Genomic DNA, 22,313 nt, shown 5'->3' on the forward strand with positions numbered 1-22,313 from the left:
GTCCGAGGGGTGCCAGGGTGGAGACGGCCCCGTACACCGTGGACGGGCGACGGAAGGAGCGCAAGGTGCGCATCGATCTTGCCGGCAGGACCGCGGTCGTCACCGGCTCCTCACAGGGCATCGGCCTCGCCATCGCCACCGGGCTCGCCGACGCGGGGGCGCGTGTCGTCCTCACCGGCCGTGGCCTGAACCGTCTGGAGACGGCCGCGGACGTGCTGCGCGGGACCGTACCGGACGCGACCGTCCTCACGCTCGCCTGCGACCTGACCACCGAGCAGGGAGCGGCCGAGCTGTACGAGGCCGTGCCGGCCACCGACATCCTCGTCAACAACCTCGGCATCTTCGGTGCCAGGCCGGCGCTGGAGATCACCGACGAGGAGTGGCGCACCTACTTCGACACCAACGTCCTCAGCGCCGTACGGCTGATCCGCAGCTACCTGCCGGGAATGACCGAGCGGGGCTGGGGCCGGGTACAGAACATCGCGAGCGATTCCGCGATCGTGGTCCCCGCCGAGATGATCCAGTACGGCATGTCGAAGACCGCGCTGCTGGCGGTCTCCCGGGGCTTCGCCAAGGAGGCCGCCGGCACCGGGGTGACCGTGAACTCCGTGATCGCCGGCCCGACGCACACCGGTGGGATCGAGGACTTCGTCTACCAACTGGTGGACAAGGACGTGCCGTGGGACGAGGCGCAGCGCGAGTTCATGCGGCTGCACCGCCCGCAGTCCCTGCTGCAGCGGCTGATCGAGCCGGAGGAGATCGCGCACATGGTCGTCTACCTCAGCTCCCCGCAGGCATCGGCCACCACGGGTGCCGCCGTGCGGGTGGACGGCGGCTACATCGACTCGATCGTGCCCTGAGCCCCTGTGCTGGCATGATCAAGGGCATGAACGAGAGCATCATCGCCGCGTGTGACGGGGCATCCAAAGGAAATCCGGGACCTGCTGCCTGGGCATGGGTCGTGGCGGATGCCGAGGGTCGCCCGCAGAGGTGGGAGGCAGGTCCGCTGGGCACCGCCACCAACAACGTCGCGGAACTCACCGCCCTGCAGGAGCTGCTGAAGTCCACCGATCCGGCCGTGCCGGTAGAGGTGCGCATGGACTCCCAGTACGCGATGAACGCGGTGACCAAGTGGCTGCCCGGCTGGAAGCGCAACGGCTGGAAGACCTCGGCGGGCAAGCCGGTCGCGAACCGTGAGCTGGTGGTCGGCATCGATGCGCTGCTCGGCGGCCGGAGCGTGACCTTTCGCTACGTGCCCGCGCACCAGGTGAACGGTGATCCGCTCAACGCGCTCGCCGATCAGGCCGCGAGTGAGGCCGCTGTTTCGCAGCAGGCTGCGGGAAGCGCGCACGGTTCCGCGGTACCGGTGCCGGCTCCCGCCCGCTCGACGAAGGGCAGGGCGGCCTCGAGTGCGGGCACCGAGGGAGCTGCCTCACGCCCCTCCGCGACGATCCGGGCGAAGTTCTCGGGCCGGTGCCACTGCGGAAAGGCGTATGCGGCGAAGGACATGATCGCGAAGAACCCGAAGGGCTGGGGCCACCCGGAGTGCCGGACGGCCGTCGCCTGAGCGGTTCAGATGTCGGCCCAGACCAGCCGGCTGGAAAGGCTGGTGCGTGTTCCCCACCGCGTCGCAAGCGCGTCCACGAGCATCAGTCCCCGGCCGTCCTCGGCGAGGGAGTCGATATCCGTGATGTCGGGGCAGCCGGGGCCGTCGATGGCTCCGGCGAGGTCCCGGTGGTTCGCGCCGGACCCGCCGCCCTGGCCATGAGGTCCGTCCCCGGGTGAGTGCGACAGCTCGGGGCGGCGCGGCGTCGGGCCGTGCGAGCCGTGGGAGCCGTGAGGGCCGTGGGAGCCGTGCGAGGCCGACTGCGCGTCCATGGGCCGCGTCGGAGCCGGTATACGGGCCCGGCCGCGGTTCCACACGCAGATCCGCACCCCGCCGGAGGAGCGCAGCAGTCTGCAGCGGACCCGCCGGCCCGAGGTGTGCTGCACCGCGTTCGTGACCAGCTCGGTCACGACCAGGGCGGCCGTTTCGACACGGTCGTCAGGCTCTCCCCAGTCCCGCATCGCCTCCTGGACACGGTGGCGCGCTTCGGGCACCCCCTCGGGAAGACGGGGGATCCACCAGCTCTGTGCGCTCCTCCCGCTCGGGTCCTCCGGAGCGAGGCGCGAGCGGGTGTCTATTTCCGGCATGTATGTACTCTCGGCGCAAAGTGCATACTTTGCAAGTGACAGAATGTCCGGGTTGCTCTGTTTCGGAGCTCTCATGAGGAAGGCGGGCGCATGAGGCCCCGATCCGGTCCCACGGTCGAGCACCGTGTCCTCGCGGCACGACTGCGGATACTGCGGGAACGTGCGGGTGTCAGCCTGCAGGCGGCCGCTCGGGCCCTCGACGCACACCCGGCCACCGTGCGCCGCATCGAACGCGCCGAGACCGGGCTCGACGCCCGCCAGGTCCGGGTCCTGCTGGACCGCTACGAGGTTCCCGAGGCCGAGGCGGAACGGATCATCACAGGCCTCGGGGCCGCGAACCTGCCCGGATGGTGGCACCGCTGGCGGGACGTGATGGAGCCGTGGCGGCAGGAGGTCATCGGCATCGAGTCCTCCGCCTCACTCGTCCGGACCTGGCATCCCGCGCTGATCCCCGAACTGCTGCGCACCCCGGCCTACGCGGCTGCCCTGGACCGGACCCTGTACCCCGCGGACACCGGGGCGCAGCTCACCCGGCGCGTGGAGCTGCTGCAGGAGCGGCAGCGGCGCCTGGAGGGCCGTGGCGCGGCCCTGTGGGCCCTGGTCCCGGCTGCGGCGCTGTATACCCGGGTGGGCGGACCCGAGGTGATGACCGAGCAGTGTGCGGTGCTCGCCGATGCCGCACACAGGCCGCACCTCACGGTGCAGGTGATGCCCCTCGACGCCCCGCCGCACCCCATGACCGCTGTCCCACCGCTGCACCTCCTGCGGGTGTCCGCTCCCGAGATCGGTGACCGGGCGATTCTCGAGGCCCCGGGGGACCGGGTGGACATCGTCGACGAGCCGGGAGCGGTGATGGACCTCCGTATCAGGCTGGACGCCGCCTGCGCGGCGGCTCCGCACCCGGGATCCCCCCTGCCGGAGGTCCCATGAGGGCCGGAGGGCCGAGGGGCAGGGGCCCCTCTGGTTTCGGACGCCCGAAGCCGGTCACCCGCGCTGTGCGGACCCGCCGCTGTCCGGCAGCACCCCGTTGGACGATCCGGAACAGAGGAGAAGGACACATGGACAATTGGCCCCTGAATGAGTCAGGCGAGCAGTGCGCCCGGGAACGACGCACCCCCACCGGCCGTCGGGCCGGGAGCGGGGACGCGGGGCCCGGGAGGTCCGACGGCCGGACGGGCGGACGATAGGTCATGGACACTTCCTTCTGGCTCGTCCTCGGCGGGCTCGTCGCCCTGGTCGCGGCGGGCGTCGCCGTTGTTCTCCTGGTGCGGGTGTTCCGGGCGAGGAAGCTGCTCCTCGATGCGGGGGTCCCGCTGCGCAGCAAGGCTCTGATGTGGGCCGCGGTGATCTACACGGTGTCGCCCGTCGACCTGCTGCCGGATCCCGTGTACCTCGACGACATCGGTTTCCTGCTGCTGGCACTGCGCTCGCTGCACACCGCCGCGACCGCTGCCGGGCTGGGGGCGCGGGGCGGAAAACGGGCCGATGAAGCGGCAACCTTTCGGCGTCCGGGAGCAACTGACGTGACGTAAGCCATCCCCGGCCAGAAGGTGCGTACCGTGGACCCTCTGCTCCCCCACCCCGATCCCCGCTCCCACCGCAGGCGACGCCGGATCACCCGTAGCCGGGCACTGCTCGGCGCGCTGACGGCAGGCATGGTCGCCGCTGCCGGACTGGTCGCCCTCGGCCCCACCTCGCACGCCGCCACCGCCCGGCAGGCAGAGGAGCTCGATCGCGGCGTCGTCAGTGTGCACACCGACAGCGGCAACCTCATCAGCTGGCGCTGGCTGGGCACCGACCCCGACGACGTGTCCTTCAACGTCTACCGGGCCGGCACGAAGGTCAACGCCTCGCCCGTCACCGCCTCGACGAACTACTTCCACTCGGGCGCACCCGCCACCGCCGACTACACGGTGCGGGCCGTCGTCAACGGTACGGAGCAGGGCGACTCGGTCAACGCCATCCAGTTCCGCGCCGGTTACAAGGACGTGCCCATCAGCCCGCCCGCGGGCGGCACGACACCCGACGGGGTCGCCTACACCTACGAGGCCAACGATGCGTCCGTCGGTGACCTCGACGGCGACGGTGCCCTCGACTTCGTACTGAAATGGCAGCCCACCAACGCCAAGGACAACTCCCAGTCCGGCTACACGGGCAACACGATCATCGACGGGATCCGGCTCGACGGCACCCGGCTCTGGCGGATCGACCTCGGGCGCAACATCCGCTCCGGCGCGCACTACACCCAGTTCCAGGTGTACGACTACGACGGCGACGGCCAGGCCGAGGTGGCCACGAAGACGGCCGACGGCAGCGTCGACGGAACCGGCAAGGTGATCGGCAGCTCCTCCGCCGACTACCGCAACTCCTCCGGATACGTCCTGTCCGGACCCGAGTTCCTGACGATGTTCAACGGCAGGACCGGCGCGGCGATGGGCACCGTCGACTACGTTCCCGCGCGCGGCACGGTGTCCTCGTGGGGCGACTCGTACGGCAACCGGGTCGACCGCTTCCTCGCCGGCACCGCCTATCTGGACGGGGCCAGGCCCTCCCTGATCATGGCGCGCGGCTACTACACGCGCAGCGTCATCGCCGCCTGGGACTGGCGTGGCGGAGCCTTCACCCGGCGCTGGACCTTCGACACCAACAGCTCGACCAACTCCGGCAAGGGGTACGACGGTCAGGGCAACCACCAGTTGTCGGTCGCCGACGTCGACGCCGACGGCAAGGACGAGATCGTGTACGGGGCCATGGCCGTGGACGACAACGGCAATGGACTGTGGACGACGAAGAACGGCCACGGCGACGCCATGCACGTCGGGGACCTCGACCCCTCCCGCGCGGGACTGGAGGAGTTCAAGGTCGACGAGGACAGCTCGAAGCCGTCCTCCTGGATGGCGGAGGCGAGGACGGGCAAGATCCTTTGGTCCACACCGGCGAGCGGCGACAACGGCCGCGGGGTGTCCGGTGACATCTGGTCGGGCAGTCCCGGCGCCGAATCCTGGTCCTCCGCCGTCTCGGGGGTGCGCAACCCGCAGGGCGCCGAGGTCACCAGCCGGAAGCCGTCCAGCTCCAACTTCCTGTCCTGGTGGGACGGCGACACGACCCGAGAACTCCTCGACGGCACCCACATCGACAAATACGGCACCTCGGGCGACACGCGCCAGCTGACCGGTGCCTCGGTCCACAGCAACAACGGCACCAAGGCCACGCCGGCGATCTCCGGCGACATCTTCGGTGACTGGCGCGAGGAAGTCGTCTGGCCGACGACCAACAACACGGCGCTGCGGATCTACTCGACGCCGTACGAGACGGGCACCAAGATCACCACACTGCTCCACGACACCATGTACCGCACTGCGCTGGCCTGGCAGAACACCGCGTACAACCAGCCGCCGCACCCCAGCTTCGCCATCGGCAGCGGCATGGCCACCGCACCGCGGCCGACGATCACCACGCCGTAGGAAACGTCGTCACCTCCACTCATGGGGCGGCGGCTGCAAGGGCGTTCCTCGCAGCCGCCGAACCCATGCCCGGTCAATAAATAGAAGCGCTGTTCCCGCTCTCGGCGGATAGAGTGAGGCCACAACATCATGCACCTCCCGGTGCGCAGGCCGCGGTTACTTCTTTTGGGTAGAACCACTTCGGTGGGCGGGGATCGAACCCCGCAGAGCCGCAGCCGTCTTGATCTCGGGAGGCACAGCGTCGGGGGTGCCCGGTGCGCAGGCAGGGGATACTTCCACTCTTAATGGGGCGGTCGCGGGTTCGAATCCCGTCGGAGGCTCAGGGCTTCCGTAGCTCAGTGGTAGAGCACCTTGTTCCCCAGCCGATTTGATCTCGGGCACCCCACGCTGCGATCCCCTCCATGTGAGGGGTCAGCCGGCTGCCGAAGGCATTGCCTACGGGCAGCTCTCCTCGTACTTCACGGCCGTGAACTCGACGGGCTGTCCATTCAGGGCCACTCCCGGAGCCGGCGACTGGGTGCACACCTGCCAGTTGCTCTCCAGTAGGACCATGCGGTCCTGCGCCGCGTCCGTCGTCGTGATCGACGTATTCGAGTCCAGGGCGCCACGGGCTGCCTTGACGGACTTCCCGACCAGGTTCGGCATCTTCCCGCCGACCACCTCAGGAGCCTTGGCGTCGCCGGCGGGGCAGGTCTCCTCGAGCTTCACCGCACCGAAGTCCAACTCGGTGTCGGTGGACACCGTCTTCCCCGCTTTGACGCTCTGGGAGCAGACCTTCCAGTTCCGGTCGAGTGCCTGCAGCCTGTCGCGGCCGGCACTGTCGTGGGACGTCAGCAGGTGGAAACCCTCGGCCTGGGCTTTGTCCTGCGCCGACTGCAGGCCCATGCCGACGAAGTTCGGTACGGCCTTGGACGCGGGCGGCTTGTCGGCCTTCTCGGACGGCGGCGCAGCGGCGGCGCCGGTGGAGGACCCGGAGGCGGCAGGCGCTGCGGGCTTCGGATCCGTGGTGGCAGGGTCGCAGCCGACCAACGTCACGGCCGCGAGACAAGCGAGGGCGGCGGTGAGTGCGCGGGTGTTCAAGTTGTCCCCCAAGGGTGGTTCGTGGAGGCATGACCGTAGCGGTGCGGTATGCGGCGAGGGGAGCAAGATGTTCCGGTAGTGACAGAGTTGTGACTGAAAGGTGGGGGAGGGGTGGCGCCCTGTCTCCCGGCGCTCGGGCCGTACTCAGGCGGCGAGGTGTCCCCCCGCGACGAAGGCCGCGAGCGCGAGATAGACCGAGTTCAGCATCACGAGCTTGTACTGGCCGAGGCGGCCGTGGGTGACCATCGCGCCGATCATCAGAAGGATCCAGCACAGGGCGGTCACCGGGACCATGACCGGGGCGATGTCCAGCACGGCCGGCAGGATCAGGCCCACCGCGGCGAGCAGTTCAAGGATCCCGAGCGCTTTCACGAAGCCGGCGCCGACGTTTCCGGTCCACTCGCCGCCATGCTGCGCGGCCAGCTTCTCCTTGGGGACGAACGTCTTGGTGATGCCGCCGAGCAGGGCAACGGTGGCCAGAAGTCCGGCAGTTATCCACAGTGCGAGGTCCATGAGGTACTCCTGAAATGGTGGAGGAGGGAGGTCTGACGGTTCGGTTCGGGGCCGGCAGCGCGGCGCGCTCAGCCCCGGGGTGCCGCGGGCAGCGGCGAGCCCGCCAGCGGGGTGGAGTCCACGTACCTGACGTCGTAGACGCGTTCGCTGAACTTCCAGCCGTCCGGGGTGCGCCGGTAGTGGTCGTGGTACAGGGCGTAGTTCAGGTGCGAGGCGCCGTCACGCATCCGCCCGAACTCCTGGATGTACGCGCGGCCGGTCGCGGCGTCACCGTCCAGCCGGATGACGCCTGGGTGAACGTTCTGCACGAAGAACTCCCAGAGGCCTTGCCCCCACTCGACCCCCGCACGGATCTGCTCCCGGCCGATGAACTCCTTGTCGATGTGCGGCCACCGCATCACGCCCCGAGGAGTGAACAGCGATGCAACGCGGTCGAAGTCACGCATCATCACCGCGTCGGTGAGCTCGGCGCGCAGCGCCTCGATCTCGACCCGATCGGCGATCGCCCGCATGTCGCTCATCAAGTTCCCCTGCCTCATCGATGCGTACGGCAGGTATGTGCCGCCCGTCCGCTGGTGGTGTACTCAGCATCGATGCAGGTCAGCGGTGGATCAATGTAAGGTTTGCGCAGAGATTCATAACATGGGAGTTATCCATGGAGCTGCGCGACATCGAGATCTTCCTGACGTTGGCCGAGGAACTGCACTTCGGCCGCACCGCCGAACGGCTCCACGTGTCCCAGGCCCGCGTCAGCCAGGCCATCAGCAGACAGGAACGACGCCTCGGCGTGGCCCTGTTCGATCGCACCAGTCGGCGCGTGAGCCTGACTCCGGTCGGCCGACGCCTCCGTGAAGACCTGCAGCAGGCCTTCGACCTCCTCCAGGCGGGACTGGCTCGCGCCGAAGCGGCCTCCCTGGGTGCCGGCCACACCCTGAGGCTGGGTGTCTTCGGCCATGCCGGACACGAACTACGCCCACTCGTCGACGCGTTCCTCGCCCGGCACCCCGGCTGCGACGTCCAGTTCGGCGAAATCAACGGCAGCGACCCGTTCACCGCCCTGCGCACCGGAGACCATGACGTGCACGTGCTGTGGCTGCCCGTTGCGGAACCGGACCTCACTGTCGGCCCCACCGTGCTCACCGGAGGCCGCGTGCTGGCCGTATCGACCGACCATCCGCTGGCCGATCACGGCACGGCGTCCCTGGAAGACCTCGCCGACAACCGCGTCGTCGACCTCGGCCCCGAGGCCCCCGAGTACTGGGTGTCGGCCATGGTCCCCACACGTACACCGCTCGGCCGCCGCATCCCCCGCGGGCCCGTGGCACGGACCTTCCACGAGATCCTCTCCCTGGTGACAGCCGGACACTGCGTCCATCCGCTCGGCGAAATCGCCGCCCGCTACAACAACCCTCCTGGCGTCGCCTTTCTGCCCATCCGCGACGCCCCTGCCCTCCAGTTCGCCCTGACGTGGCGCTCGAACAACGACAGCCCCGTCATCCGCGCGCTTGCCCAGACCGCCGCGGATATCGGCCCGATCTCCCTGTGACCGGAGGTCGCCCGGTCGGCCCAGCTGGGGCTGACCTGATCACGGAAGATGAACCTGGGCCCACGTCCCTGACGTCTCTCGGCCGGGTCCGGCGGCGTGCGGTCAGTCGCCCGTCACCGGGTCGCGCCGCGTGAGGCAGTAGATGCCGCCCGCGGGGTCCCGCATCACCGTCCATGCCGGGCCCTTGCGGACGAGCGTGGCGCCGCACCGCTCGTGCCAGGCCTGACCCCCGTCGAGGTCCGGGCAGGCGATGTCCAGATGCGCCGAGGCAGGGCGGGCCTCGTCCAGGCGCTGGAGCAGCAGGTGCACAGGTAGGTCCAGGTGCGGACGCAGCACATGGAACTCCTCGTGATCACCGGGAGTTGACTCCCATCCCGTCAGAGCCGCCCAGAAGGCGACCTCCGAGTCGAACGCGGCCGGTGCGACATCGAGGCAGAGCTGGTCCAGCCGGCTCTCGGGAACCCCGCGGGCCGCGAGGACCGGCGGGCGGACCTTCTGTCCGCGCCAGGGGACGAGACAGAACCGCTGACCGCCGGGGGAGCGCAGCACGGTCAGTTCCGGCTTCCGTGCCTCCACCACTGCTCCGAGCTCGGTGGCCCGCGCGGTGAACGCCGGCATGTCCTCGACCGCCAGATCCGGATGGGCCCCGCCCGCCCCGCCGACGGCCTGCACCGCCAGGCACGCGTCGGCCTCGTCGGGGAGCAGTGTGGTGAACTCGGCCCGCTCGCCCTGCGGCACGGACTCGTGCGTCCCCGTGACCTCGGTCCAGAATGCGCGTGCGCGGCCGGCGGCGGCTGTCGGGCGGTCGATGAGGGCGTACGTCCAGCGGATCACGTCGCTCCTTCGCGAGGTCGAGTTCAGGGCAGGTGCTGTCATCGTGCCAGGGGCCCCGCCCCGCCGGGTCGTTCACCACCCGTTCACCGGTGGGAGTCCGCGCAGGGCTTTCCCCCGGGCATTGCGGGGACCTACGCTCGGCCGCGCAACGATCAACGTGGACGTCGGGGAACGGCGTCCGACAACGTTGTCCAACCTGCGGAAGGTACGACATGCCCCCCAGACCGCCCACGGCCAGGCGCTTCGGTGCGCGAGCCGCCGCGATCGTCATCACCGGCGCGCTGGCCGCTGCCGTCATGCCGCCGGCCGCCCAGGCCGACGCGCTCGTCACCCGTCCCACCGCCTACGTGGACCCGCTGATCGGCAGTGCGAACGGCGGCAACACCTTCCCGGGCGCCACCCTCCCGTACGGCATGATCGCCTGGTCCCCGACCAGTACGACCGGCGACCAGACCAGCACCGGGGCGGCGAACGGCTACGAGTACGGGGCCACCCGTCTGCGCGGACTGAGCCTCACCCATGTCAACGGTGCCGGGTGCAATCCGGGCGCCGCAGGCGATGTGCCGATCATGCCGTTCGTCGGTGACGTCACCTCGTCGCCGTCCGCCGACACCAAGGACGCGGTGTACGCGGCCAACTTCTCGCACGACAACGAGCGTGCCGTGCCGGGCCGTTACACCCTCGGCCTGGACTCCGGCGCGTCGGCCGACCTCGCGGTGAGCAAGCGTGCGGGGGTGGCCGACTTCAGTTTCCCTGCCGGCAAACCCGCCAACCTGCTCTTCCGGGTGTCCAACTCCCTCAACGGCAGCGAGGACGCCGAGGTCGAGATCGACACCGCACACCGCAAGGTGACCGGCTCGGTGCTGACCGGGGCGTTCTGCGGACGGCGCGCCAACGGTGGCACCAACAACCGCAAGAGCTACTACCGGCTCTACTTCAGCGCCTCCTTCGACCGGGACTTCGCCTCCACCGGCACCTGGAAGGACGGCACCCTCTCACCCGGCGCGACCACCGCGAGCGGCGGCGAGGGGTACGCCACCGGGGCCGACCGGGCCGGACGCGGCTCCGGCGGATGGGTCGGCTTCGACACCACCGCCGATGACGACGTCCGCATGCGGATCGGGATCTCCTACGTCAGCCAGGCCGGAGCGGAGGCCAACCTCCGCAAGGAGATAGCGCCGAAGGCAGGCGTGGAGGACGTCGCCCGGGCCGGATCCGCTGCCTGGGACCAGGAGCTGCGCTCCGTACGCACGGGCGGCGGGACCGACGCGCAGCGCACCACGTTCTACACCGCGCTGTACCACTCGCTGATGCAGCCCAACCTGATCAGCGACACCGACGGCCGCTACCCGGGCATGGACGGGAAACCGCACCGTGTGACGCGCGGGCAGGGGGCTCAGTACAGCAACTTCTCCGGGTGGGACCAGTACCGCGCCCAGATCCAGCTCCTCGCGCTCCTCAAGCCGAGGATCGCGGGCGACTTCGCCCAGTCCCTGTACAACTTCGCCCAGCAGAACGGCGGGGTCTGGGACCGCTGGGTACACGTCAACGGTGCCACGCATGTGATGACGGGCGATCCCACAGCGGCCACCCTGGCCACGTTCTACGCGATGGGCGTACGCAACTTCGACTACGAGGGCGCCTTCGAGTCCCTGGCCCGGCAGGCCACCGTGCCCCACCCCGACGGCCTCTCGGACGCGGGATGTCCCGGCCAGTGCACCGGCCAGCGGCCCAACCTCGCCCAGTACCTGGAGTCCCACTACGCACCCCAGGACGTCTGCCACTGCTGGGGCGGCGCCGCCGAGACACTGGAGGACGCGGTCGCGGACGCCGCACTGGGCCGCTGGGCCCGGCTGCTGGGGCGTGATGCGGAGGCCGACGCCTTCGACGCGCGCGGCCGTTGGTGGCGCAACGTCTTCAACCCCGAGGCCGGCGACGGCGCGGGGACGACCGGATACATCCAGGCACGCAACCTGGACGGCTCCTGGGTGACCCCGTTCAGCCCCGGCAGCGACCGCGGCTTCGCCCAGGGCACCAGTGCCACCTACACCTGGATGGTCCCGCAGGACGTGCAGGGGCTGGCGGACGCGATGGGCGGCCGGGACGCCGCATCCAAGAGGCTGGACTCCTTCTTCCACAAGGCGGACGGCTCCTGGTCGGTGAGGGGCGGCGACGCGCTGCGCTACGACCCGACCAACGAACCGGGAATCCACGCCCCTTGGCTCTACAACGCCCTGGGGAAGCCCTGGAAGACCCAGGAGACCGTGCGGGAGATCGTGAACACGGTGTACGGGACCGGTCCGCGCGGGCTGCCGGGAAATGACGATCTCGGCACCATGTCCGCCTGGTACGTGTTCTCGGCCCTCGGCCTCTACCCGCAGACGCCGGGCAGCGCCACGATGCTCCTGGGCGCTCCGCTCTTCCCGGCCGCGGTGATCGACCGGCCGCAGGGCAAGGACATCACGATCAGTGCTCCGGCCGCCGATGCGACACATCCGTACATCGACGCTGTCGAGGTCGACGGCCGCCCGAGCGACCGGTCGTGGACCGACGCGCGACTGGTCACCCGGGGCGGTTCGCTGAACCACCGCCTGGCCGACCGGCCGAACACCGGCTGGGCCACCGGACCTGCGGGTCTGCCGCAGTAACCGCCGTCCGGGCACACCTCGATCCACCGCGATCGGGGTGTGCCCGGACGGAACGGACCGACGGGGCGAACGGCCGGACGCTCGGCGGGCGGTCGGGGACCTGATTTTTCTATCGTTGAAAATTATGCGTGCACGACCGTTGTTAAGTGTTTGAGGCTGTGGCTCAATGTTCGACTATGTGCAGTGCCTCGCCGTTCGGGGCACTCCGGCTTCTTCGACGAGGACGACGCCTTGATACGACAACTAGCCCGCCCCCGCACGCTCTTCAGAACGCTGGTCTGTACGGCCGCGTTGCTGCTCCCCGTCGGGGCCACCCTGGTCCCGGCCGCCGCCGCGGCGCCCGATGCCGGCACCGCCGCGGCCTCCGCGTTCACGGCCGAGGAGCCGTCCACCGAGGTCCACGGCCTCAAGGGCGAGTACTTCGCCATGTCCGCCCCGGGCGCACGGGACTTCGCCCAGCTGGGTGCCGTGGCGCTCGACCCGGAGATCAACTTCCCCGGACTCACGGGCGCGTTCGAGTCGGCCACCGGCAAGACCGAGCACACCACGGCTCGCTGGACCGGACAGATCGAAGCACCCGAGACCGGTGACTACACCTTCTCCGCGATCGGCGACAACGGGTTCCGGCTCTTCATCGACGACAAGCCCGTCATCGACCACTGGGTGCCGGACTGGGACAAGGAGCAGACCAGCTCTCCGGTCGCACTGAAGGCGGGCGAGCCGCACACCTTCCGCCTGGAGATGTTCCAGGACATCGGCGGGGCCAACATGTTCCTGCGCTGGTCGAGCGCGAAGCTCGCCAAGCAGATCGTGCCCGAGTCCGCGTTCACCCCGCCCGCGGACTTCGAGGTCTACCCCGTCGCGCTGAGCGTGGCCGAGGACGGCCGGAAGCTGCAGGCAACGTTCGACAACGCTGTCAGTGACATCGAGGGCGTCAAGGACCACCTCACCGTCGAGGCCGACACGACGCCGATGCCCGTGAAGTCGGTGTCCGCGGTGAAGGGCAACCCCAAGGCGTTCATCGTCACGCTGGACGCAGCCGTCCAGAAGAATCAGCAGGTCAGGTTCGCGTACGACGGCAAGGGCGGCCTGAAGGCCGGCGACGAGACCGTCCCGGAGATCAGCCGCAGGGCGAAGAACCTCTCCACGCACCGGCTGATCACCCCGTGGGGCGAGAAGGTCGACCGCAAGAACCCGCTGCCCGAGTACCCCCGCCCGCAGCAGGTGCGCGACGACTGGAAGAACCTCAACGGACCGTGGGAGTTCGCGGGAGCCACCGCCGGTGAGCAGCCGGTCTTCGGCAAGTCGCTCGACGAGCGCATCACCGTGCCCTACCCCGTCGAGTCCCAGCTCTCCGGCCTCGAGCGCCACGAAGACCACATGTTCTACCGCAAGCTCGTCACGGTGCCCAAGAGCTGGTCGGTCGGCAAGCGGAGCAGCGACGACCGGCTGAAGCTCAACTTCGGCGCCGTCGACTACCAGGCGCGGGTCTGGGTCAACGGCAAGCAGGTCGCCGAGCACACCGGCGGCTACACCGCCTTCAGCGCCGACATCACCGACGCCCTCAAGGGCAGCGGCCCCCAGGAGATCGTGGTCGCGGTCACCGACACGACCGGCGCCGACCAGCCCACGGGCAAGCAGTCCGCGAACCCCAGCGGCATCTTCTACACCGCCTCCTCCGGTATCTGGCAGACCGTCTGGATGGAGCCCGTCGCGCCCGCCGCGGTCGACTCCCTGACGACCACGCCCGACATCGACAAGGGCCGCCTCGCGCTGAAGGTCAACTCCGAGGACGCCTCCCAGGCCGCCCGGATCACCGCCGTCGCCCGTGACAGGAAGGGCAAGGTCGTCGGCACCGTCACCGGCCCGGCCAACAGCCAGTTGAGCCTTCCGGTCGCCAAGCAGCACCTGTGGACGCCGGACGACCCGTACCTGTACGACCTGGAGGTCACCCTCAAGGACGGCCGCTCCGAGGACACCGTCGACAGCTACTTCGGAATGCGCTCCTTCGGCGTCGCCGAGGTCGGCGGCTACCAGAAGCTGGTGCTCAACGGGAAGCCGTTCTTCTCCCTCGCCCAGCTCGACCAGGGCTTCTACCCCGACGGCCTCAACACGGCGCCCAGCGACTCCGCCCTGGTCTTCGACCTGAAGACGCAGAAGGACCTCGGCTTCAACTCCGTCCGCAAGCACATCAAGGTCGAGCCCGCCCGCTGGTACTACCACGCGGACCAGCTGGGTCTCCTGGTGTGGCAGGACTTCGTCTCCGGCAACATCACCGGTGAGAAGGGCCAGAAGGCCTTCCTCGACCAGGGCGCCGAGATGATGGAGCAGCTCCACAACTACCCGTCGATCGGTGCCTGGATCGTCTTCAACGAGGGCTGGGGCGAGTGGGACCGCACCGAGACCGGAAAGATCACCGAGAAGGTCCAGGCCGCGGACCCCTCCCGTGTCGTGAACGCCCACAGCGGTGTCAACTGCTGCAACTCCAAGGGTGACTCCGGCAAGGGCGACATCATCGACCACCACGACTACAACAACACCGACCCGGCCTTCCCGGACGACACCCGCGCCGCGATGGACGGTGAGCACGGCGGCTTCACCCTGCGGATGCCCGGACACATGTGGCCGGGTGCCCCCACCGCGATCTACAGCGGTGTCGCGGACAAGGACGCCCTGACCGCCAAGTACGTCGAGAACACCCGCACGCACTACCTGGCGGCAGCCGGCGCCGAACTCTCCGGCTCCATCTACACCCAGGTGACCGACCTCGAGAACGAGCTCAACGGGCTCTGGACGTACGACCGCCGGGAGATCAAGGTCGACCCGGCCAAGGTGCGGAAGATCAACCAGGAGGTCATCGCGGCCGGTGCCGCAGCAGGTGAGCGCGACGAGCTCAAGGGCGGCGGCAGCTGGTCCCTCGACGAGAACACGGGCACCAAGGCCGCCGACAGCGGACCGAACCACAAGGACCTCACCCTCTCCGAGGGGACGTCCTGGGCACCCGGAGTGCAGGGCTCGGCGCTGAAGTTCAACGGCGAGGGCCAGTACGCCGAGACCAGCGGTCCTGTCGTCGACACCACCGGCGACTACACCGTCTCGGCCTGGGCCTCGCTCGACGCCCTCCCGGGCAACTACGCCACCCTCGTCAGCCAGGACGGCCGGCGCCAGGAGAACCCGTTCTACCTCCAGTACGGACAGGGTGCGTTCGCCTTCTCCACACCGGGCGCCCACCGCGCCCGGCTCGAGATGAAGCCCGAACTCGGCCACTGGTACCACGTGGTCGGCGTACGCAGCGGTGACGAGATCAAGCTGTACGTCGACGGCAAGCTCGCCGCCACCGCGGCGGCCGGCACCGCCGATGTCAGCACCGGCGCGCTGTCCGTGGGCCGCGCCAAGTGGTCGGGCGCGAACACCGACTTCTGGAACGGCTCCGTCGACCAGGTGAAGGTGTACGACAAGGCGCTCACCGACCAGGAGGTGACCGCGCTCCACGACGGCGAGCAGCCGTAGCGACGCCGAAGGCCGGCCCGGCAGCGCGTGCTGCCGGGCCGGCCCCGTTCAACGGGTGGTCAGATCACGGTGCCCAGGGCGCATCCACCGCCCAGGTCGTGTCCTCGGTGAACGTTGCCGGGTTGTCCCAGGCGTGACCGCCGCCGGGACTGGCCAGCCATACCTCGGAGTCGATGTGGCGCAGATAGCTGCCGGGCAGATTCGCACTGGACAGCCGTACCCCGCCCGTACCCGCGACCGCGCACCAGGTGGCATCGGCCTTGAAGAGGGCCGAGCCGTCGTTCGCGTCGCGCCGGACCCGGAAGTCCTGGTGGCGCAGGTACTCGCCGGGATAGTTGCGGGACTCCAACGAGTAGCAGTTGCTGTTCGCCAGACCGGTGACGATCTTCCAGGTGGCGTCGCTCTTCAGCAGCGCGCTGCCGGCGGCGTCGACGACAGCGGTGTAGGCGAGCTGCTGCTGGTGCCGCAGGTACTTGTTCGTGTGGCCGGGCGTGGTGACCCGTAGCGACTTGTACTGGCCGGTGGGCAGGGTGACCGGCGGGGCGGGAGTCTTCGACGTCTGGATGAGGGCCTGGTTGGCGGCCTTCACCCGTGCGGTGTCGACCTTGACCACCTGGCGGTCGTAGGTGAGCAGCCCGTTCGCCTCGTTCTCGACGTCGGTGATCTCCGTGTAGACGGAGGCCGACAGCCCGGCCGGCAGCTGGCCGACGCGAATGCTGTCCAGCAGCCCGACGAAGCGGTTGTTGAGCGCGGAGATGCTCGCCTGGTCCTCGTAGCTGAAACCGCCGCCCGGATACCACTCGTGGCCGGGGACCTTGTATCCCAGACCGCCGAACTCGCCGAGGACGGCAGCCCGGGTCGCGGTGGGCGCGGTGTTGCCCGGGCCGACGTAGATGTGGTTGTCGACCACGTCGCCGTTGCCGCCGTCGACGGAACCGCAGCAGTTGACCCCGCTCATGTTGTTGACCAGCCGGGACGGGTCGTACGCCTTCACCTCATTGGCGATCCTGGCCTGGTCGTACTGTCCCCAGCCCTCGTTCTGGTTGACCCACATGACGACGGAGGGCGAGCTGCGGTGCTGGTCGATGATCGCGTGGTACTCGGCCTCCCACTGGGTGCGGGCGGCGCCGTCGGGTGTCTTGCCGGTGTCCATCGCCGGCATGTCCTGCCAGACGAGGAGCCCCAGCTTGTCGGCCCAGTAGAACCAGCGCTGCGGTTCGACCTTGATGTGCTTGCGGACCATGTTGAACCCGAGGTCCTTGTGCGCCTGCAGATCCGACCTGAGGGCGGCGTCGGTCGGCGCCGTGTAGATTCCGTCGGGCCAGTAGCCCTGGTCGAGCGTGCCGCTCTGGAAGACGAACTTCCCGTTCAGGACCGGCCGCAGGATGTTGTCGACCTTCGCCACCGCGATCGACCTCATGCCCGCATAGCTGCCCACCGCGTCCACCACGGCTGTTCCGTCGAGCAGTTCGGCGCGCACGTCGTACAGATACGGGTCGTCCGGGCTCCACAGCCTGGGGTTCGGCACCGGCACGGAGATCTCCGAGCCCGGTGTTCCGGTCGCGCTGCCCACCACGGTCCCCCCGCTGGAGACGGTGACCCGCGCGCTGCGCGAGCCCGCGGAAGCCGCCTGAACCTTCACCCGCAGGGTGCTGCTGCCGAGGTTCGGCGTCATGTCCAGCCGGGTGATGTGCGAGGCGGCGACGGGCTCCAGCCAGACGGTCTGCCAGATGCCGGAGGCGGCGGTGTAGAAGATCCCGCCGCCCGGGTGAGGGTTCACGTCGTTGATCCGCTGCTTGCCGACGGCCTGGCCGCCGGTCTGCGTCGGGTCGTACACGGAGACCACGACGGTGTTCGCACCGCCGTTGAGCTGGGGCGTGATGTCGTACGCGAACGAGTCGTACCCGCCCTTGTGCGCTCCCACCCGGGTGCCGTTGACCCAGACGGTGGTCTCCCAGTCGGATGCGCCGAAGTTGAGCTCGACGCGGCGGCCGTTCCAGTTGGACGGGACGGTGAAGCTGCGCTTGTACCAGAGCTTGTCGTTCTCGGTGATCCTGCGCTTGATGCCCGAGAGCGCGGACTCCGCGACGAACGGGACCCGGATCTGATCGGGGAACGCCGCGGGCTGCCCGGCATCCCGGCCCGTCACCGCGAAGTCCCAGATGCCGTTGAGGTTGGCCCAGTCCGGGCGGGTGAGCTGGGGGCGCGGATACTCGGGGAGCGGGCTGTCCACGGGCACCTGGTCGGTCCAGGGCGTGGTCATGGGGGAGGGCTTCGGTGTCCACGCCGCGGCAGCGGCACCGGAGGGTGCCGCGCCGACGCCCACCAGTGCGGTGGCGACAAGGGCCGGCAGCCCGATTGCGGCGGCTAATCTGCGCCACCAGGGCCCGCGGCCCGTTACTCGTACGGAGTTCATCGGTCCGATCTCCTTCACAGGGGGAAACTCCCCCGCACCGGACCGGTGCGGGGGAGCGGTGCGTCAGCTGCGTCCGACATGCCTGTCAGAGCAGCTGCCAGAGGTGGTCGTCGGTGCCGTTGTCGGCGAACTGGACGACGTGTGCGCTGTCGGCGGTGGACATGGTGTCGACGCCGAGGACCTTGCCGGAGTGGCGGTTGAGGACGCGGTACCAGCCGTCGCCGTTGGGGACGATCCGCCAGAGGTGGTCGTCGGTGCCGTTGTCGGCGAACTGGACGACGTGTGCGCTGTCGGCGGTGGACATGGTGTCGACGCCGAGGACCTTGCCGGAGTGGCGGTTGAGGACGCGGTACCAGCCGTCGCCGTTGGGGACGATCCGCCAGAGGTGGTCGTCGGTGCCGGTATCGCCGAACTGGACGACATGGGCACTGTCGGCCGTGGACATGCCGTCCACGCCCAGGACCTTGCCCGAGTGCAGATTGCCGATCCGGTACCAGCGGTCGGCGTGCCACGGCGTCCCCTGCGGATCCGCGGTGGGGAACGAGGTGATGCGGAGCCGGGCGGCACCCATCGGGACGAGGGTGACCTCCTCCACCGGCTCGGCGCTCCGTGCCGGGCTGTCCTGCAGGGGCGCCACCACGTGCTCGCCGTCCGCGGTCCACTCCGGGATCCTTCGTGCCCGGGCGGTCATGGTCAGCGGGGTGCCTTCGAGCGTGAACGGGTTGTCCCCGGGCGCACGCAGTGTGTGGTGGCGCAGCGAGGACGACGGCCCGTTCCCGTCCAGGACGAGCCCGTAGTTCCAGGCACTGGTGGCGTGGACCTCGTACTCCGGGAACTGTTCGGTGCCACCGATGCGCCGGTAGTCCTCGCCGATCCGGAGCGAGTAGGTGAGCGGGCCGCGGTCCACGCTCACCGAGCCGTGGTTGTCCGCCCAGGTGCGTACACCGGTGCGCTGGGGGAAGCGCAGGGTGACCTTGTCGCCGTCGGCCCAGGTGCGGTCGATGCGGGTGAAGGCGGGGCCCGCCGGCGCCGCGATGCTGCGCCCGTTGACCTTGATGTCGGGTTCCGTGCACCAGGCGGGAACCCGGAGCACCAGGGGGAAGCGGAGACTCTTCGGTGAGCTCAGGGAGAGCGAGACGGTGTCCGTGAACGGGTAGCCGGTCACCTCGGTGAAGGTGACCTCCGTTCCGTCCGCGACCTTCGCGGTGACCTCGCAGGCCGCGTACATCGCCGCGGCCAGGCCGCCGTCCGGAGTGGCCAGCCAGAGCTCCTCGACGAAGTACGGCCAGCCCATCCCGTAGTTGTGCGGGCAGCAGCGGTACTGGTCGACGCCCGGCAGGTACGCCTGCATCGCGAAGCCGTTCTGGAACTGCCGGCCGCTCTTGGGGACGTTGTCCAGATCGACGCTGTTGGCACTGGTGACGTAGTGGACCGCCTTGCCCGACGGGTCCAGTGAGGCGGGCAGCGAATTGAAGGCGAGGTCCTCGCAGCGGTCCGCCCACAGCGGGTCGCCGGTGATCCGGGTGAGCAGCTGGTGGCTCGCCATGAACTCGACGATTCCGCAGGTCTCGAATCCCTGCCGGGGGTCTCCGTGCCCGGGACGGGCGTTCTCGTCCCCGGCGAAGCCGCCGCCCGGGAACTGCCCGTACTGGTCCATGGCCTTGCCGTAGGTCCCGTACGTGTCCTGGGTGTCCTGCGGTGAGCCGCTGCGCAGGGCGTACTGGGCGGGTTCGCGGAACCCCTGCGCGATGTTGACGTTGTGCAGGTTGACCAGGTTGTCGCCCCAGTCGGCACCGTACCTGTGGATCTTGTCGGCGAGGTCGAGCAGGAAGGTGTCGCCGGTGCGGTTGAAGAGCCAGAAGACGCTGTCGAGGCCGTCGCCCCAGCGCAGCGCTATCCAGCTGGTGTTGAAGGCCCCGGGGCCCTGGGCGTTCATGTAGCGGAAGAACCTGCTGAGGAACGGGATGATCCGGTTGTCGTCGCTGTACTCCTGCCAGGAGCGCAGGGCCTGGATCAGAGGCAGGAAGGGCCAGAAGTCCGGACCCCCGTTGAGCGAGGTCCGCAGGGACTTCGGGCCGAAGAATCCGTCGGACTGCTGGGTCGTGAGGATGGCGTCGATCCAGCGGCGGGTGGCCGCGAGCGCCGTCGCGTCACCGGTCACGATCGCCAGGTCGGCGTATCCGCGCAGCCAGTACGGGACCTCCTCCCAGCCTCCCCGGTCGGGGCGGACCCAGCCGGACGCGTCGAAGTCGAGGAAGTGGGAGAACTCCTCGTAGCGGCCGCAGAGTCCGTCCAGCTGGAGCCGGAGCTGGCCGGCGAGCCAGCCGCGTGCGGTGACCTGGCCGGGCGGCAGCTTCAGGAACGCGGTCGGATGCAGCGGAGCGGCGTTGGGGGAGTAGTGGCCGCCGCGTGCGGCCGGTGCCTTGCCGCCGGCGGCGGTCGCGGTGGTGGCCCAGCGGCCGCCTGCGGTCGTCGCTGCCGCTGTGGCCAGGGCGCCGGTCATGAGTTGTCTGCGGTTCAGGGGCATCGGTGGGGCTCCGCTTCTGCTCTGCAGGACAGCGAGGGACGCGACCGGCCCGGACCGCTCCGGCGCATGGCGAAGTCGGCTGCCGCGAACGGGGGTGCCGGCGCGCCAACTCACTTGCAACGTTGGAAAATTGATGTCGGCGGTATGACAGCACGCCGTCAAGCCGGTGTCCATAGGTGGCGCAACAGCTGGTGCCGTCCCGGCCCCGCCGGCCGCGCGCCGGAGGCCGCGACCCTGGCGACACATTTTGGAAACGCATCGACAACTCTCTTGCCGCCTGCGCCGCCCCGCCTATATAACGTTGTAAACCCGAGCCGCCGAGAGGCCGCACAGGCTCTCACGACCACAGTTCGCGCAGCTGGAGCCCACTTCAGAAGCAGGTCGTGAGGTATGCGGCACCATCTGCCGCCGAGCGGCCGATCCACCGTCCCGCCATGCCCGACCGCACGCCGAACGGCGTGCCGTCATCCCGCCAAGGAGCGTCCCGCGCATGATGACCCAGCGTCGATCCCGTACCCTCGCCGCGGCCTGCCTGCTCGCCGCCACCGCCACGCTGGCCGTTTCCGGCTGCTCGAAGTCGGAGACCTCGGACAACGCGGGCGGTGACAGCAGCCAGGGAGCCCAGGCGGCCAAGACCCCCGAGGCCAGTTCCGGTGCCGGCTGCTCGTTGAAGACCTACGGCGCGCCCGAACTGGACCTGAAGAACGCCGTGGTCGGCTTCTCCCAGTCGGAGAAGGAGGCCAACCCCTTCCGTATCGCCGAGACCCAGTCCATCAAGGACGAGGCCGCGAAGATCGGTGTCAAGAAGCTGCTCGTCACCAACGCGCAGTCGCAGCTCTCCAAGCAGATCAGCGACATCCAGGACATGCTCTCCCAGGGCGCCCAGTTCCTGATCGTCGCCCCGCTCAACTCCGACGGTCTCGAGCCGGCGCTCAAGGCAGCCGCGGCGAAGAAGGTCCCGGTCCTCACCATCGACCGCAAGGTCAACTCCACGGCCTGCAAGGACTACGTGGCCTTCCTCGGCTCCGACTTCGTCGAGCAGGGCAAGCGCGCCGCCGACGCGATGATCAAGGCGACCGGCGGCAAGGCCAAGGTCGCCATCCTCCTCGGCGCCTCCGGCAACAACGTGACCACCGACCGCACCAAGGGCTTCGTCGACCAGATCAAGGCCAAGGCGCCCGGCATCGAGATCGTCGCCCAGCAGACCGGCGAGTTCGCCCGTGACAAGGGCCAGCAGGTCATGGAGCAGCTCATCCAGTCCAAGCCCGACATCACCGCCGTCTACGCGGAGAACGACGAGATGGGCCTCGGCGCCGTCACCGCGCTGAAGGCCGCCGGCAAGAAGCCCGGCAAGGACGTCAAGATCGTCTCCGTCGACGGCACCCGCAACGCCGTGCAGGCCCTGGTCAACGGCGAGTACAACGCCGTCATCGAGTCCAACCCGCGCTTCGGCCCGCTGGCCTTCGCGACCGCCCAGAAGTTCTACGGCGGCGAGGAGATCCCCGAGAACGTCATCATCAGCGACCGCGAGTACGACGACACGAACGCCAAGGAATCGCTCGGCGGAGCGTACTGACCGCTC

General features: G+C 69.4%; 16 protein-coding genes. 9 read left to right on the forward strand and 7 right to left on the reverse strand.

Annotated features, from left to right (window positions below; genetic code table 11):
- The first annotated feature begins 65 nt into the window (after positions 1–65).
- Positions 66–860: an SDR family NAD(P)-dependent oxidoreductase gene (locus tag OG257_RS35055; protein WP_329214132.1), complete on the forward strand. Its 795-nt coding sequence runs from the start codon at positions 66–68 to the stop codon at positions 858–860.
- A 26-nt stretch (positions 861–886) separates the two neighbouring features.
- A complete protein-coding gene (locus tag OG257_RS35060; protein WP_329214134.1) occupies positions 887–1,567 on the forward strand; it encodes a ribonuclease H family protein in 681 nt (226 codons plus the stop codon).
- A 5-nt stretch (positions 1,568–1,572) separates the two neighbouring features.
- Here OG257_RS35060 and OG257_RS35065 read toward each other — a convergent pair whose 3' ends face one another.
- Positions 1,573–2,067, reverse strand: coding sequence for an ATP-binding protein (locus tag OG257_RS35065; RefSeq protein ID WP_443054593.1), 495 nt, complete (start codon positions 2,065–2,067; stop codon positions 1,573–1,575).
- A gap of 216 nt (positions 2,068–2,283) precedes the next feature.
- Here OG257_RS35065 and OG257_RS35070 point away from each other — a divergent pair, with 216 nt between their 5' ends.
- The 3 genes from OG257_RS35070 (at position 2,284) to OG257_RS35080 (ending at position 5,657) form a co-directional block, all read left to right on the forward strand.
- The gene (locus tag OG257_RS35070; protein WP_329214139.1) at positions 2,284–3,123 is read left to right on the forward strand and encodes a helix-turn-helix domain-containing protein; all 840 of its coding nucleotides are present in this window, start codon (positions 2,284–2,286) and stop codon (positions 3,121–3,123) included.
- A 260-nt stretch (positions 3,124–3,383) separates the two neighbouring features.
- On the forward strand, positions 3,384–3,725 hold the full coding sequence (locus OG257_RS35075; protein WP_329214141.1) for a YkvA family protein: 342 nt from the start codon (positions 3,384–3,386) through the stop codon (positions 3,723–3,725).
- A 27-nt stretch (positions 3,726–3,752) separates the two neighbouring features.
- Positions 3,753–5,657, forward strand: a complete 1,905-nt coding sequence (locus tag OG257_RS35080) for a rhamnogalacturonan lyase (RefSeq protein ID WP_329214143.1) — start codon at positions 3,753–3,755, stop codon at positions 5,655–5,657.
- Positions 5,658–6,092: 435 nt separating this feature from the next.
- Here OG257_RS35080 and OG257_RS35085 read toward each other — a convergent pair whose 3' ends face one another.
- From OG257_RS35085 to OG257_RS35095, 3 genes are all read right to left on the reverse strand, one after another.
- On the reverse strand, positions 6,093–6,749 hold the full coding sequence (locus OG257_RS35085; RefSeq protein WP_329214145.1) for a PASTA domain-containing protein: 657 nt from the start codon (positions 6,747–6,749) through the stop codon (positions 6,093–6,095).
- Between the two features lie 132 nt (positions 6,750–6,881).
- Complete coding sequence (locus tag OG257_RS35090) at positions 6,882–7,250, reverse strand: DoxX family protein (RefSeq protein ID WP_329214147.1); 369 nt, start codon at positions 7,248–7,250, stop codon at positions 6,882–6,884.
- Positions 7,251–7,318: 68 nt separating this feature from the next.
- The gene (locus tag OG257_RS35095; RefSeq protein WP_329214149.1) at positions 7,319–7,771 is read right to left on the reverse strand and encodes a nuclear transport factor 2 family protein; all 453 of its coding nucleotides are present in this window, start codon (positions 7,769–7,771) and stop codon (positions 7,319–7,321) included.
- 134 nt (positions 7,772–7,905) lie between these two features.
- Between OG257_RS35095 and OG257_RS35100 the strand changes: the two genes are divergently transcribed.
- Positions 7,906–8,796, forward strand: a complete 891-nt coding sequence (locus OG257_RS35100; protein WP_329214151.1) for a LysR family transcriptional regulator — start codon at positions 7,906–7,908, stop codon at positions 8,794–8,796.
- Positions 8,797–8,898: 102 nt separating this feature from the next.
- Here the strand turns inward: OG257_RS35100 and OG257_RS35105 are convergent, their stop codons facing one another.
- Positions 8,899–9,630 carry a VOC family protein gene (locus OG257_RS35105; RefSeq protein ID WP_329214153.1) on the reverse strand — a complete coding sequence of 244 codons (732 nt, stop codon included), beginning with the start codon at positions 9,628–9,630 and terminating at the stop codon, positions 8,899–8,901.
- Positions 9,631–9,842: 212 nt separating this feature from the next.
- Between OG257_RS35105 and OG257_RS35110 the strand changes: the two genes are divergently transcribed.
- Together OG257_RS35110 and OG257_RS35115 are read left to right on the forward strand one after the other, a co-directional pair.
- Positions 9,843–12,278, forward strand: a complete 2,436-nt coding sequence (locus OG257_RS35110) for a GH92 family glycosyl hydrolase (RefSeq protein ID WP_329214155.1) — start codon at positions 9,843–9,845, stop codon at positions 12,276–12,278.
- A 183-nt stretch (positions 12,279–12,461) separates the two neighbouring features.
- Positions 12,462–15,788, forward strand: a complete 3,327-nt coding sequence (locus tag OG257_RS35115; protein ID WP_329214157.1) for a LamG-like jellyroll fold domain-containing protein — start codon at positions 12,462–12,464, stop codon at positions 15,786–15,788.
- Between the two features lie 64 nt (positions 15,789–15,852).
- Here OG257_RS35115 and OG257_RS35120 read toward each other — a convergent pair whose 3' ends face one another.
- Positions 15,853–18,204, reverse strand: a complete 2,352-nt coding sequence (locus OG257_RS35120) for an AbfB domain-containing protein (protein ID WP_443054594.1) — start codon at positions 18,202–18,204, stop codon at positions 15,853–15,855.
- Positions 18,205–18,289: 85 nt separating this feature from the next.
- Positions 18,290–20,731, reverse strand: coding sequence for an RICIN domain-containing protein (locus OG257_RS35125; RefSeq protein WP_329214161.1), 2,442 nt, complete (start codon positions 20,729–20,731; stop codon positions 18,290–18,292).
- A 490-nt stretch (positions 20,732–21,221) separates the two neighbouring features.
- Here OG257_RS35125 and OG257_RS35130 point away from each other — a divergent pair, with 490 nt between their 5' ends.
- A complete protein-coding gene (locus OG257_RS35130) occupies positions 21,222–22,307 on the forward strand; it encodes an ABC transporter substrate-binding protein (protein WP_329214163.1) in 1,086 nt (361 codons plus the stop codon).
- The last annotated feature ends 6 nt before the right edge of the window (positions 22,308–22,313 follow it).

It is taken from the genome of Streptomyces sp. NBC_00683 (genome assembly GCF_036226745.1).
Lineage (GTDB): Bacteria > Actinomycetota > Actinomycetes > Streptomycetales > Streptomycetaceae > Streptomyces.

Excerpts from the sequence above, each read along its gene's own strand:
- OG257_RS35060 (WP_329214134.1), top strand. The coding sequence starts at position 887 with ATGAACGAGAGCATCATCGCCGCGTGTGACGGGGCATCCAAAGGAAAT.
- OG257_RS35065 (WP_443054593.1), bottom strand. The coding sequence starts at position 2,067 with ATGCGGGACTGGGGAGAGCCTGACGACCGTGTCGAAACGGCCGCCCTG.
- OG257_RS35070 (WP_329214139.1), top strand. The coding sequence starts at position 2,284 with ATGAGGCCCCGATCCGGTCCCACGGTCGAGCACCGTGTCCTCGCGGCA.
- OG257_RS35075 (WP_329214141.1), top strand. The coding sequence starts at position 3,384 with ATGGACACTTCCTTCTGGCTCGTCCTCGGCGGGCTCGTCGCCCTGGTC.
- OG257_RS35090 (WP_329214147.1), bottom strand. The coding sequence starts at position 7,250 with ATGGACCTCGCACTGTGGATAACTGCCGGACTTCTGGCCACCGTTGCC.
- OG257_RS35095 (WP_329214149.1), bottom strand. The coding sequence starts at position 7,771 with ATGAGCGACATGCGGGCGATCGCCGATCGGGTCGAGATCGAGGCGCTG.
- OG257_RS35100 (WP_329214151.1), top strand. The coding sequence starts at position 7,906 with ATGGAGCTGCGCGACATCGAGATCTTCCTGACGTTGGCCGAGGAACTG.
- OG257_RS35110 (WP_329214155.1), top strand. The coding sequence starts at position 9,843 with ATGCCCCCCAGACCGCCCACGGCCAGGCGCTTCGGTGCGCGAGCCGCC.
- OG257_RS35120 (WP_443054594.1), bottom strand. The coding sequence starts at position 18,204 with ATGAACTCCGTACGAGTAACGGGCCGCGGGCCCTGGTGGCGCAGATTA.
- OG257_RS35125 (WP_329214161.1), bottom strand. The coding sequence starts at position 20,731 with ATGCCCCTGAACCGCAGACAACTCATGACCGGCGCCCTGGCCACAGCG.
- OG257_RS35130 (WP_329214163.1), top strand. The coding sequence starts at position 21,222 with ATGATGACCCAGCGTCGATCCCGTACCCTCGCCGCGGCCTGCCTGCTC.